The following is a 12,195-nucleotide window of genomic DNA, read 5'->3' on the forward strand; positions in this document are numbered from 1 at the left end:
TGCTGCTTCGGCCAGAGGCGGCGCTCGCCGCGGTGGCCACGCCGCTCGGGGCGTCGATCAGAACATGATCGTGCCGCTCGCGAAGAGGTCGAACGTGTTGCTGTCGTTGACGTAGAAGCGGCGGCCGACCGCGTTGATGGTCGGGCGGTAGTTGGGGTTCGGGCTGCCGGTGACGGTGAGGCGCCCGTCCGCGTCCTGACGGCGGCAAGGCCCTGCCGCCCCGAGGCTGTCCTTGTACTGGGAGTTGCACGGCTGGTCGCCGCCGATGCCGTGCCCGCCATCGTGGCGGAAGCCCGCGCCGATCTGGAACTTCACGAGCTCGGCCGCCCTCCACGTCACGCTCGCCGAGGCGCGGTACGAGCCGTACGGCTGGACGTCGCTGAGCCCCGTGAAGTACGTCCGCTGCGAGCCCTGGTCGACGATCGACGGCGAGCAGGCCCTCGCATCGCCGGTCCTGCACAGGTCCGGATCGTACGCGTCGTTGTCGCGGAACGCCGCCCACTGCGGCTGGCGCAGCGAGCTCGCGTCGCTCGATCCGAGCGCGTCGAACAGCTCCGAGTAGTCGCGCCCCTCGGAGTGGTACTCGCCGGTGAAGCGCAGATCGAGCGTGAGCCCGGTGTACTTCTCGCGGTTCTCCCAGGGGACGATCATCACGCCGAGCATCACGCTGCCGACGAGCGGCGGGTGGTTCACCAGCGACGTCTTCAGGTCGGTGAGGCCGTAGTCGCTCGACTCCTGCTGGAACTCGAACAGCGCCTTGAACCCGCCGTACGGCTCGACGTACTTGATCCGCTTCGACAGGTACGTGTGGACCTCGAGGCCGATGGTGCCGCGCGACACGCCGGGGTCGCGCTGGGCGATCCCCTCCCCCTCGAACTCGCTGTCGCTGCTGTTGTTCCGGTTGACGTCCGTCGGATCGGCGCACTTCACCTGGCCGCTCTTCGGCGCCTCGGTGCAGGCGTGCATCGGCTCGCTCACGGGGAAGCGCCCCTCGACCCCGAACAGCCAGGTCGGCTTCGTCCGGTCGCGCGCCTGGTTCATGATGTTCACGTCGAGGCCGACGGCGAGGTACTCGATGCCGCTCCGGTTCGGCGACGTGAAGGGCATCTGGAACAGCTGCTCCCCCGGGGCTCCCGCGAGCGCGACGGCCTGCGCCTCCGCCCCGGCGCTGCCGTTGAGATCGGTGAGCTCGCGCGTGTGGTTCAGGATGAGCGGCATCCTGAGGTAGAGCGCCAGGTCCCGGTAGAGGCCGACGTCGAGGCGCAGGTTGAGCTTCGAGGTCGCCTCGTTGTAGGTCGCCACGTTGAGCAGGTTCGACGTGTAGCCGCCCGACGACAGCCCCGGCCCGGCGATGCTCGTCTCGCGCCGGATCTTCGCGCTCTTCGACGCGTACTCGAAGCCGAAGCTGAAGTTCAGATCAAAGGTGTCGCCGTCGTCGAACGCGTCGACGACGCTCGTGATCTCGCCCGTCTCCATCATGAGCCGCGGCTCGGTGGCGCTCCGCGGCTCGTCGGCGGCCGCGGGGGACGCGGCGAGGAGAGCCGCCGCGGCGAGCGCGAGCGACGCGAACGCCGAGCCCCCAGCCACGTTGATGGCGACGCGAGCGAGATGGCCTTCGCAGTACCTTCTGCCGTGCATGCTCATGGGTTATCCGTCGGACGGACGCTACCGGCCGGGGTAGGAGGGTGTCAATCCGCGAATCGCTCGCCCGGCTCGCGCGGTCGCGCCCCGCCGCTCACGCCGCAGCAATTCGCTCCGTTCCGCGTCGTTCCGCGTCGTCCGCGGCCGCGGGGGCGCCGTTCAGCGCGCCGAGGAGCGCTCCTCGGGGGCGAACGGGCTCTTCCCCTCCTCGCTGTCGGGGAAGATCTCGCTCGTGATGTCCTCCGCGGCGAGCTCCTCGCGGGCGGTGCTCAGGTCGCGCGACGTCTGGTCGAGCCGGTCGGCGAGCACCCCCAGGAACTGCCAGAGCAGCTTCACGGCGAGCTCGTGCTCCTTGCGGAGGATCTCGAAGAAATCGGCGCGGCGGACGGCGATGAGCTCGCTCTGCTCCACGGCCGAGACGGTGGCCGAGCGCGGCATGCTGCGGATGAGGGCCATCTCGCCGAAGTGCTCGCCCGGGCCGACCTCGCTCAGCACCGATTCGCCGCGGATGATCCGGACGAGGCCCGAGAGCACGATGAAGAGCTCGTCGCCGCGATCTCCCTCGCGCACCACGATCTGGCCGGGCTCGAACGAGAGCACCTCGGCGACCTGCATGACCCGGAGCATCTCGCGCTCCTGCAGGCGCGCGAAGAGCGGCATCTTCGCGAGCACGTCGCGCTTCAGGGCGAGCAGCCGGGCGCGGACGCTGTCGCGGTGGTCGCCCTGGCCGAGCCGCACGAGGATCGCGGTGATGTTGTCCTTGCCGCCCTTCCTGTTCGCGAGATCGATGAGGCCGTTGGCGGCGATCTCGCCGTTCTCCTCCTCGAAGAACGGCTCGAGCTCCGCGGTGTGCGCGATGTACCCGTGGAGCCCGTCCGACGCGAGGAGGAACTGGTCGCCCGGGAGCACCTCGATCGTGAGCGTGTCGACCTCGACGCGCTCGTACACGCCGACGGCGCGGGTGATCGCGTTCTTCTGCGCGACCTTCTCGATCTGATCGCGCGTGAGCTTCCCGCGCTTGATGAGCTCGTTGTAGACGGTGTGATCCTCGGTGACCTGCTGGATGCGGCCCTCGCGGAGGAGGTAGATGCGGCTGTCGCCGACGTGCGCGATGTAGCCGTGCGAGCCGGCGATGAGGAGCGCGGAGAGCGTCGTGCCCATGCCGCGCTTCGTCGTGTCGGCCTTCGCTTCCTCGTGGATCCGGGCGCACGCGCGCTGGACGGCGTGCTCGAGCAGGCTGAGGACCTCCTTCATCGCGGCGCGCCGCACGTTGCTGCGCGCCTGGTTCTCGATGAGGTCCCGCTCCTTCTTCAGCTCCTCGTGGATGATGCGGACGGCGAGGGCGCTCGCGACCTCGCCCGCGGCGTGCCCGCCCATCCCGTCGGCGACCACGAAGAGCGCGAGCTTCTTGTCGACGAGGTAGTTGTCCTCGTTGTGGTCCCGCATGCGGCCGACATCGGTCGCCGCATAAAACCTGATGTTTTCGGACAGGCCCATCGGTTCGGGCAGGCTAACCGAGGGCGCGGGAGGAAATCACTACCGATTGCGCCCACCACGAACCAGGCGGTGGAGGACGTCGACGGACGACCTCCTCCCGTCCATCGCGCCCTCACCGCGCCCGGGGCGTGGCCGCTGGCGTACGGCGCGTGCGGCGCGTGCGGCGTGCGGCGTCGGGAGACGCTCGGGGGGCGGGTGGGGAATCGACCGCGTGGCCGCGGTTGCGAGCGGCGGTACATTCAGAGCGCGTAGAATGGGGGTTGTATGCGGCTCGTCCTCTTCGATAACACCGACGTCGGGTGGGGTAGCGCGCGGCGGGCGAACGGCGCGAGGCGGCGCGATGACGCGGCGGCGCGCGCGCGCCCAGCTGCGGCCGACGCCGCCGGTTCCGCCGAGACCGGGGACCTCGAGGTCCTGGGCGAGGCCGTGGGCGCGACGATCGGGCTCACGCCGATCTGGCGCGCCGGTGCGCTCCTGCACCGCATGACGGGCGCGGCCGACGCGTGGCAGTCCGCCGCGAGCTGGGCCGAGGCGCTCGGCTGGGCGGCGCGCGCAGCGCGGGAGCGCGGCCGGAAGATCGCGTCGCTGCAAGCCTGGGGGCACGGCGGCTGGGGCTACATGCGCATGGGAGAGACGCGGCTCGACGAGGCCGCGCTCCGGCCCGGCTCGCCGCTCGATGAGGCGCTCGACGCCCTGAGGGCCGAGCTCGCGGGGCCAGACGCCGTCGTGTGGCTCCGCTGCTGCAGCGCGTTCGGGCACACCGGCCGGTCCTTCGCGCAGGCGCTCGCGAGGCGGCTCGGCTGCCGCGTCGCGGGGCACACGTACATCATCGCGTTCTACCAGAGCGGGACACATTCGCTGCGCCCGGGCGAGACGCCGTCGTGGGATCCACACGAGGGCGTGCGCTTCGCCGGCGGGGTGCCGACCGGCGCCAAGTGGTCGTCGCGCGGGGCGCCGAACACCGTCTCGTGCCTGGCGGGCGATCTTCCGCAGGGCTACTGACGCCGAAGGCGCGGGTGAGGCCCCGCCGCGGGCGAGGCCCGGCCCGCTCGGGCGCTCGACCCGCGCCGCCGCGCCGGCGTACGCTGCCGCCATGACGTCGTCCGGAGCGCAGCGAGCGCGCGCGCTCGATCTGCTGAGCCGCGGAGACATGGCGGACGGGATCGCCGGGCTCGAGGCGCACGTCACGGGCGCGCCGGACGACGCGGGGGCGTGGCTCGCGCTCGGCGCCGCGTACGCGGCGGAGGAGCGCTGGGCGGACGCGGCGAGGGCGCTCGCGCGCGGGGTGGAAACCGGCGGAGGGGAGCAGATCGAGGCGCGCCTCGCCTACGCCCGCGCCCTGGTCCGCCTCGGCCGGCTCGACGAGGCGGCCGCGGAGCTCCGGCGGGGCGCGGCGATCGAGCCGCCCGATCCGCGGGCGCTGCGCGAGCTCGGGGTCGTGCTCTACGATCTGCGCCTCTACGACGAGGCGGCGCGCTGGCTCGCGCGCGCGTGCGAGGCGGCGCCGGAGGACGCGCGGGCGGCCTTCGCGCTCGGGCTCGCGCACGAGGCGCGGCGGGAGATCGCGCCGGCCATCGCGGCCTACCGCGAGGCGGTGAGGCGCGCGCCCTCGTTCGCCGACGCCCGGCTCACGCTCGCGGACGCGCTCGCGTCGATCGGGGAGCACGAGCGAGCGCTGGGCGAGCTCGAGGCGCTGCTCGCGCGCGAGCGGAGCCACGAGCAGGCGGCGAGGAACCGCGAGGTGCTGCAGCGCGCGCTCGCCGAGATGCGCGCGCGCCGGCTGCTCGGCAAGACGGAGCGGGAGCTCGCGCGGTCGGCGCTCGTCATGGAGGCCCAGCTCAGGCGCCGCGAGGCGCGCGCGGCGCCCGCGACGGCGGAGGGAGCGGCGGCGCGGCAGATCGTGCGCTACACGGCGCCGCTCCTCGAGCTCCACGTGACCCTCGACTCCCCGAACAATGGCCCCGGGAGCGGCGCGATCGAGGCGCTGCACCTGGCGCTGACCGATCCGGACCGCGCCGCGCGCGCCGAGGACGACGTCTTCAAGGTCACGGTGATCGGCGAGGACGGCAGGCAGGCGCCGGTGAGCTACGCGACGGGCGCGTCGCTCACGCTCGTGCGCGAGGCGATCGGCTGCCCCATGACGCAGGCGAGCGCGCTCTATACCTCGCTGCTGAAGGGGAGCCCCTCGGTCGACTGGGGCGGCGCGACGCTGCGGTTCGCGAGCGTGCCAGGCACCGGAGGGGCGCCCGGCGGCGAGCGGCACGGCCTCCTGGTCGGCCAGCGCGACTAGCCTCGGCTCGGCGGGGCGGCGCCGCGCGGCGCATCGCCGGGCGCGATCATCCCGAGATCGAGCAACGAGGAGTAATGCCCGTCCGGCGCGAGGATGACGTGGTCGACGAGCGGCACGCCGATCACCTCGCCGGCGGCGGCGACCGCGTTGGTCATGGCCACGTCCTCGGGCGACGGCGCCGAGTCGCCGCTCGGGTGGTTGTGCACCAGGACGAGCGCCGAGGCCGCGTCGGAGAGCGCGGCGCGGAGGATGTCCCTCGCCGTGACGGAGCACCCGTGGAGCCCGCCCTGCGCGACCCTGCGCGCTCCCCTCATCCCGTTGCGGCCGTCGAGCGAGATCACCCACATCTGCTCGTGATCGAGCGGACCGAGCTGCGCCGCGCACCACGCCGCGATCGAGGCCGAGGTGCGCACCGGAGGCCGCGGGCGCACGGCGCGCTCGAAGGCGCGCCGCCCGAGCTCGAGCGACGCGGCGATCCGGAGCGCCTTCGCGAGCCCGAGGCCGGGGTGCTCGGCGAGCGCGTGCGGGCCGAGCCGCGCGAGCCCCTCCAGCCCCGCGAAGCGCGAGAGGAGCGCGGCGGAGACGAGCGTCACGGGGGTGCCGACCAGCCCTGTGCCCAGCACGATCGCGAGCAGGTCGGCGTCGCCGAGCGACCAGATCCCCTCCTCGAGCGCTCGCTCTCGCGGGCCGACGAAGGCGGCCAGCGCCGCGGGGTCGTCGGTACACGTCTCGGGGAGGTGATCGGGGAGCAAGGCGGCGCGCTTCCACGGGCTCATGCGCGAGCGACAAGCACGCGGCGGGCCCGCCCGCCGGCCCGGGGCGCCGCGGGGGCGCGCGCGACGGCGAGGCGGCGGAGCGGCGGCGGAGGGTGGCGGCCGCCAGGCAGTTGCGAGTCTGGCCAGTCCCGATGCGGGTCAGGACATCAGGCCGAGCACGAAGAGCGCGTCGGACCAGAGCGGCCAGAGCGTGCGGGAGGGGTGGGTGGCCAGCACCACGCCCCCGCTCGGGAGGCGGCGGACGTGGAAGGGCGCGTGCTCTTCGAGGAAGCGCGTGTGCCCGCGCGTCGTGATGTCTGCCCGAAATGCAGGCGGGCCCTCGCCCTCGGGAGCTTCCCCGAGCTGACGGAGCAGATCCATGATCTCGTGCGCCTTTGGCTCGGCCGCGCGCCACGCGTCGTCGGGCACTGCCGCGGCCTCGAGCGCCTCGATCAGCGTTGCCGGCGGCGTTGCGAGCGCCTTGAGCACGGTCTCGCGCGAGATCGAACGCGTGAGCTCGCTGCCGCCTTTCATCGGCACGCGCGCGCCGCGCGGCGCGGCGTCGACGCGCGCGTGCAGCGCCTCCAGCGATGTGCGTGCGATGCGCGAGACGCTCTGCTTCTCGTGGAGGCTCACCCACGAGAGGGCGAGGTCGCGCGCGAGTTCCCCGGCGTTCGCGTTGTAGGTTGCGCACATCTCGACCGGGGCGATCCAGTCCTCCTTGTCCGTGCACGCACCGGTCGGCACGCGCCCGCTAGCATCCGGCGCGCAGAGCCGGACTAGGAGGTCCTCGATGTCGCCCTGAACCATGTGGTAGGCGACCGCCGCCTCGGCCTCCACGAAGCGCGGGCTGTAGCTGCCCACGGCGATCTCGTACGGGTAGAAATCCCACTTGCGTTCACCCGCCGCCATGCTGAGCGGGCCGAAGGGACGACGACGTTCGCTTTCTTCAGGGTAGCACGCGGCGCTGAACACCATGACGCGCTCAGAATCGCTCAGCATCACGCCGGACGATACGTGAGCGCTGTTCCTTCCTCCGAAGTGAGCGCGGACCATCGCGAGCGCTTCGTCCATGGAGGACGTCTTGCACCAAATATCGGTGCTCAGGTCCACGCTCATGAGATCCCCTGGAATCACCAGCGCATATAGCGCCGCCGCGAATGCATCGATACGTTCTGGCTCGTCACACCAGGCGAAGAAGTGAGGTCTTGATTCGCTCATAGCCGGATCACCATGATGAATGTGTCGAAGCCTTTCAGGGTTACGGTTTTCCCCTTTCCGTGTCGAACAGGTAGCCGTCCTTCACGATGAACTTATCCGGCTTGAACTCCGCCCCCTGCTCCATGATGAGCTCGACCCGCTGCACGTCTCCAGCGAGCCCCTTCTTTTTCACCGCCTCCATCGCGTTCGTGAGCTGATTGCGCACCTCGAAGACGTCGATCGTTCCGCCTTTTGCCTCGCTCAGGATGAGCTTGTGCCCGCTGGACACCGAGAGGAAGTCGGGAGCCTTCCCCTCGATGGTGCCGGTCGGTGACTCCTTCGGAATGCCGAGCGCCGTGCGCACGCCGTCGTCGCCGACCCCAACGAGCGACCGGCCGTCGTCCACCAGGAATTTGGCCGCCTTCTTCTCGAAGATGTTTACCGGCTTGGTCGTCATCGCCCCCGTGAGGTTCTTGTACCCCCTGACGCGGTTCGTCTTGACAATCTGCGCGAACGCCTCCTCGATCTCGGCGATCTCTCCCGCCACCCGAATCGCGGCCGGCCTGAGCCCACTGCTGGTCTTGACCGCGCGCCACATCGGCCCGACCGCACCGAGCCCGAACCCCATCCCCGAGAAGATCCGCTCCTCGTCGCTCAGCTCCTGCCCCGACGGCAAGCACCACGCCTTGCCGGTGACGGCCTCGCACAGGTCGAGCGCCGGCCCGACCACGGGCACGAACCCCACCCCGATGCGCGTCGTCGCGTGCACCAGCGTCTGCATCACCTCCGCGTACGCCTCGAACCCTTCGCTCACCGTCGACATCGCCCCCGCGAAGGCGCTGATCGTCTGGTAGAGCTGCGTCTGCTCCAGATCGAGCCCGTCCCCCGTCCACTGGTTCAGGTTGTCCTTCATCTGGTCCGCGAGCGCGTCGAACCGCGGCCCACGGCACCTCGCTCTCTCCGAGCGCATACGCCCACGGATCATCCGGATTCCACCCCTCGGTGATGATCGTCGACGAAGACCGATCTGCAAGGGAGGAGGACTGTTCCGGGAGCGCGGATGCCCACCCCCGGCCCGTGCTCGGCGCTCCGCGCCTGCGCGCGGTCCGCCCCTCCCCAATCGCGCGCTCCGCGCGCTCAGGGAGGGGTGCGCCCTCTGGTACCTGCCGCAGGCATTTGATGTTCGGAGAAGCGAGAGGGTGCACGACGTGCGTCAGGACATCAGGCCGAGCACGAAGAGCGCGTCGGCCCAGAGCGGCCAGAGCGTCCGGTACGGGTGCGTGGCCAGCATCACGCCGCCGCTCGGCAGGCGGCGCACGTGGAAAGGCGCGTGCTCTTCGAGGAAGCGGACGTGGCTAGCCGACGTGACCCTCACGCTAAACGCGGGCGGCCCCTGGCCGGCTGGGGCCTCCCCGAGCTGGCGGAGCAGCGCCATGATCTCGTGCGCCTCGGGCTCGGCGGCGCGCCACGTGTCATCGGGCACCGCTGCCGCCTCGAGGGCATCGAGCAGCGCAGCCGGCGGCGTCGCGATCGCCTTGAGCACGGTCTCGCGCGAGAGGGAACGTGTAAGCTCGCTCGTGCCTTTCATGGGCACGCGCGCCCCGCGCGGCGCGGCGTCGATGCGCGCGTGCAGCGCATCCAGAGACGTGCCTGCGATGCGTGAAACGCTCTCCTTGTCGTGAAGGCTCAACCACGTGAGGGCCAGATCGCGCGCGATCTCCGCGGCGTCTGCGTTGTAGGTGGCGCACATCTCGATGGGGGCTAGCCAGTCCTCCTTGTCAGTGCAGGCGCCGGTCAGCACGCGCCCGCTCGTGTCCGGCGCGCAGAGGCGGAGCAGAAGGTCCTCGATGTCACCTTGGACCAGGTGGCAGGCGACCGCGGCCTCGGCCTCCACGAAGCGTGGGCTGTACCTGCCCACGGCAATCTCGAACGGGAAGAAATCCCGCTTCTCGCACATTCGCAGTTTGAGAGGGCCGCTTGGAGAGCGACGTTCGCTCTCTTCGGGGTAGCACGCGATGCCGGCACAGATGTCGCGCTCGGAATCGCGCAGATTCACGCCGGACAGTATGTGAGCGCTCTTCAAACCTCCGAAGTGGGCGCGGACCATGGCGAGAACCTCGTCGACCGAATGCGTCTCGCGCGATATGCTCGCGCTCATCATCAGGCCGATGAGATCCCCCGGGATGACGAGGGCCGACAGCGCCGCGGCGAACGCATCGAGCCGTTCTACCTCGTCACACCACGCAAAAAAGTGGGGGCCTGATTCGCTCATAGGCGGATCACCATGATGAACTTGTCGAAGTCTATCAGGGGCACGGTCTTGCCCTCGTCCGAATCGAACAGGTAGCCATCCTTGACCGTGTACTTTTTCGGTTCGAACTCCGCGCCCTGCTCCATGATGAGCTCGACCCGCTCCACGTCTCCATCGAGCCTCTTCTTCTTCAGGGCCTTCATCGCGTTTGACAGCTGGTTGCGCACGTCGTCAACATAGATCTTTCCGCCTTTCGCTTCGCTGATGATCAGCTTGTGCCCCCGGGATATGGACACAAAGTCGGGAGCCATCGCTTCCTTGGATTTGGGGCGCGAGGTCTTCGGAATCCCGACCACCTCGCGCACGCCGTCGTCGCCGACCCCGACGAGCGATCGGCCGTCGTCCACCAGGAACTTCGCCGCCTTCTTCTCGAAGATGTTCACCTCGAACTTCGTGATCGCCCCGGTGAGCGTCTTGTACCCCCTGACGCGGTTCGTCTTCACGATCTTGGCGAACACCTCCTCGATCTCCGCGATCTCCCCGGCCACCCGGATCGCGGCCGGCCTGAGCCCGCTGCTGGTCTTGACCGCGCGCCACATCGGCCCGACCGCGCCGAGCCCGAACCCCATCCCCGAGAAGATCCGCTCCTCGTCGCTGAGCTCCTCCCCCGACGGCAAGCACCACGCCTTCCCGGTGACCGCCTCGCACAGGTCGAGCGCAGGCCCCACCACTGGCACGAACCCCACCCCGATGCGCGTCGTCGCGTGCACGAGCGTCTGCATCACCTCCGCGTACGCCCCGAACCCCTCGGCGACGGTCGACATCGCGCCCGCGAACGCGCTGATCGTCTGGTAGAGCTGCGTCTGCTCCAGATTGAGCCCGTCCCCCGTCCACTGGTTCAGGCTATCCTTCATCTGGTCCGCGAGTGCGTCGAACCGCGGCTTGAGCACCGTGTCCACCTGCGCCCGCAGGTCCGCCGGGACGGGCGTGTCGACGAACCAGTCCGACGCATCCATGTACCGCCGCACGACCGCCGTGATCCGGTTCTGCGCCTTCAGGAACGCGTTCGTCTCCGCCAGCGACACCCCCATCCGGTCGCGCAGCGCGATCTCCAGCGCCGCGCTGTTCGCCCGCCACGCCCGCACGTGCGCCACGAAGTCCGCCCGCGCGACCACCACCCCGCCGCTCACGTCGGCCTCCAGCGCCGCGATCACGCCGTCCGCATACGCCGCGTACGGGTCCCTCCCCTCCTCGAACGCCCCCTCCACCTCCGCGATGTCCGGCACATCGACCCACGGCACCTCGCTCTCCCCGAGCGCGTACGCCCACGGATCGTCCGGGTTCCACCCCTCGGGGTTGGCCGTCGATGAGGACGGCTCCGCAAGGGCGGAGGACGGCTCCGCGAGAGCGGATGCCCACCCCCGGCCCGTGCTCGGCGCTCCGCGCCTGCGCGCGGTCCGCCCCTCCCTAATCGCGCGCTCCGCGCGCTCAGGGAGGGGTGCGCCGTCCCGCATATCCAGGTGGAAACCTGAGAGGGAGAGCAGGCGGGCAACTCGCGTCAGGACGTGATGCCCAGCAAGAAGAGGGCGTCGGCCCAGAGTGGCCAGAGCGTGCGGTACGGGTGCGTAGCCAGCACCACGCCGCCGCTCGAGAGGCGACGCACGTGGTAGGGGGCGTGGCGCTCGATGAACTGGACGTGCTTGCGCGAGGTGACGTCCGCCTCGTAGGTGGGCGCGCCGGCTTTTGTCTCATTGATGATCTCGCGCGCGCGTGTTTCGGCGGAGCGCCATTCATCGTCCGGCACCGCCGAAGCTTCGAGCGCTTCGAGTAGCGTGACGGGCGGGATGGAGAGCGTCCGAAGGACCTGTTCGCGTGTGAGCTCGACGTCGCCCGGGAGGACGGCGCGGGGTACGCGTCGAATGGCGTCGGGCCGTGTCGGCCGTTCGGTCCGCGAACGGGACGCCTCAATATCCAGCAGAACGTGCTCCTCGATGCGCTCGAGGTTGGTCGCGATGCCGACTCGTGCTCCTTTCGGAGCGGCTTCGACACGCGCGGCGAGCGCATCCAGCGACAAGCGCGCGGCGCGCCCTACGATGTCGCCGTCGTAGAGGTGCGCCCAGGAGAGGGCGAGATCGCGCGCAACCCATGCGTCCGCATGGTAGGTCGCGCATGCCTCGAGCGGTGCGGGCCAGCTCCACCACACAGCCGTGCACGCGCCGGCCCTGACGCGGGCGTGCCCGTCGGGCGCGCACAGGCCCAGCAAGATCTCCGCCATCTCCAGCTGGACTTCCATCGATGAGATCGCTGCCTCGGCCTGCGTGGAGCGCACGCCGCTGCCGGTGGCGATCGCGAGGCGGGAGGGGAACACATGCTTCCGCTCGCCCGTCCCGACGCGCAGAGGGCCGTGGGGGTACCGGCGTTCATACGCTTCGCCCCAGCACGCCAGACTCAAGCCGGTCCTGGCCAACCAACGCCACCGCGCACCGAACTGCGCACGCACCTCCGACCCTGTCGTGAAGGCGGCACGCGTCACCGCGAGGGCATCGTCGACTGGGACGCCA

The 12,195-nt window shown here is 70.6% G+C and carries 10 protein-coding genes; 2 read left to right on the forward strand and 8 right to left on the reverse strand.

Annotated features, from left to right (window positions below; all coding sequences use genetic code 11):
* Positions 1-57 precede the first annotated feature (57 nt).
* Both WMF19_RS36330 and WMF19_RS36335 read right to left on the reverse strand, forming a co-directional pair.
* The gene (locus tag WMF19_RS36330; RefSeq protein ID WP_437894556.1) at positions 58-1,644 is read right to left on the reverse strand and encodes a hypothetical protein; all 1,587 of its coding nucleotides are present in this window, start codon (positions 1,642-1,644) and stop codon (positions 58-60) included.
* Positions 1,645-1,800: 156 nt separating this feature from the next.
* Positions 1,801-3,138 (reverse strand): Stp1/IreP family PP2C-type Ser/Thr phosphatase, encoded by a 1,338-nt coding sequence (locus WMF19_RS36335; protein WP_012239102.1) that lies wholly within the window; start codon positions 3,136-3,138, stop codon positions 1,801-1,803.
* Positions 3,139-3,402: 264 nt separating this feature from the next.
* On the opposite strand from WMF19_RS36335, the gene WMF19_RS36340 reads away from it, so the two are divergent.
* Positions 3,403-4,140, forward strand: coding sequence for a hypothetical protein (locus WMF19_RS36340; RefSeq protein ID WP_437894558.1), 738 nt, complete (start codon positions 3,403-3,405; stop codon positions 4,138-4,140).
* Between the two features lie 91 nt (positions 4,141-4,231).
* Positions 4,232-5,428 (forward strand): tetratricopeptide repeat protein, encoded by a 1,197-nt coding sequence (locus WMF19_RS36345; protein WP_437894559.1) that lies wholly within the window; start codon positions 4,232-4,234, stop codon positions 5,426-5,428.
* Here the strand turns inward: WMF19_RS36345 and radC are convergent.
* The 6 genes from radC to WMF19_RS36375 all read right to left on the reverse strand — a co-directional run bounded on the left by radC (position 5,425) and on the right by WMF19_RS36375 (position 12,002).
* Positions 5,425-6,204, reverse strand: a complete 780-nt coding sequence (gene radC / locus WMF19_RS36350; RefSeq protein ID WP_437894560.1) for a RadC family protein — start codon at positions 6,202-6,204, stop codon at positions 5,425-5,427. The two genes, WMF19_RS36345 and radC, sit on opposite strands and share 4 nt — an antisense overlap.
* Positions 6,205-6,342: 138 nt before the next feature.
* Positions 6,343-7,257 carry a hypothetical protein gene (locus WMF19_RS36355; RefSeq protein ID WP_437894561.1) on the reverse strand — a complete coding sequence of 305 codons (915 nt, stop codon included), beginning with the start codon at positions 7,255-7,257 and terminating at the stop codon, positions 6,343-6,345.
* Positions 7,258-7,444: 187 nt separating this feature from the next.
* Positions 7,445-8,353: a hypothetical protein gene (locus WMF19_RS36360; protein WP_437894562.1), complete on the reverse strand. Its 909-nt coding sequence runs from the start codon at positions 8,351-8,353 to the stop codon at positions 7,445-7,447.
* Between the two features lie 243 nt (positions 8,354-8,596).
* Positions 8,597-9,340, reverse strand: coding sequence for a hypothetical protein (locus WMF19_RS36365; protein ID WP_437894563.1), 744 nt, complete (start codon positions 9,338-9,340; stop codon positions 8,597-8,599).
* A 311-nt stretch (positions 9,341-9,651) separates the two neighbouring features.
* Positions 9,652-10,935, reverse strand: coding sequence for a hypothetical protein (locus WMF19_RS36370; protein WP_437894564.1), 1,284 nt, complete (start codon positions 10,933-10,935; stop codon positions 9,652-9,654).
* A 257-nt stretch (positions 10,936-11,192) separates the two neighbouring features.
* Positions 11,193-12,002 carry a hypothetical protein gene (locus tag WMF19_RS36375; RefSeq protein WP_437894565.1) on the reverse strand — a complete coding sequence of 270 codons (810 nt, stop codon included), beginning with the start codon at positions 12,000-12,002 and terminating at the stop codon, positions 11,193-11,195.
* Between the last annotated feature and the right edge of the window lie 193 nt (positions 12,003-12,195).

Origin of the sequence: Sorangium sp. So ce124 (genome assembly GCF_051525235.1) — a bacterium.
Lineage (GTDB): Bacteria > Myxococcota_A > Polyangia > Polyangiales > Polyangiaceae > Sorangium > Sorangium atrum.

What these genes read in the sequence shown, in the direction of transcription:
- WMF19_RS36335 (WP_012239102.1), bottom strand. Translation starts at nt 3,138, where the DNA reads ATGGGCCTGTCCGAAAACATCAGGTTTTATGCGGCGACCGATGTCGGC.
- radC (WP_437894560.1), bottom strand. Translation starts at nt 6,204, where the DNA reads ATGAGCCCGTGGAAGCGCGCCGCCTTGCTCCCCGATCACCTCCCCGAG.
- WMF19_RS36365 (WP_437894563.1), bottom strand. Translation starts at nt 9,340, where the DNA reads ATGTGCGAGAAGCGGGATTTCTTCCCGTTCGAGATTGCCGTGGGCAGG.
- WMF19_RS36345 (WP_437894559.1), top strand. Translation starts at nt 4,232, where the DNA reads ATGACGTCGTCCGGAGCGCAGCGAGCGCGCGCGCTCGATCTGCTGAGC.
- WMF19_RS36330 (WP_437894556.1), bottom strand. Translation starts at nt 1,644, where the DNA reads ATGAGCATGCACGGCAGAAGGTACTGCGAAGGCCATCTCGCTCGCGTC.
- WMF19_RS36355 (WP_437894561.1), bottom strand. Translation starts at nt 7,257, where the DNA reads ATGGACGAAGCGCTCGCGATGGTCCGCGCTCACTTCGGAGGAAGGAAC.
- WMF19_RS36340 (WP_437894558.1), top strand. Translation starts at nt 3,403, where the DNA reads ATGCGGCTCGTCCTCTTCGATAACACCGACGTCGGGTGGGGTAGCGCG.
- WMF19_RS36360 (WP_437894562.1), bottom strand. Translation starts at nt 8,353, where the DNA reads ATGCGCTCGGAGAGAGCGAGGTGCCGTGGGCCGCGGTTCGACGCGCTC.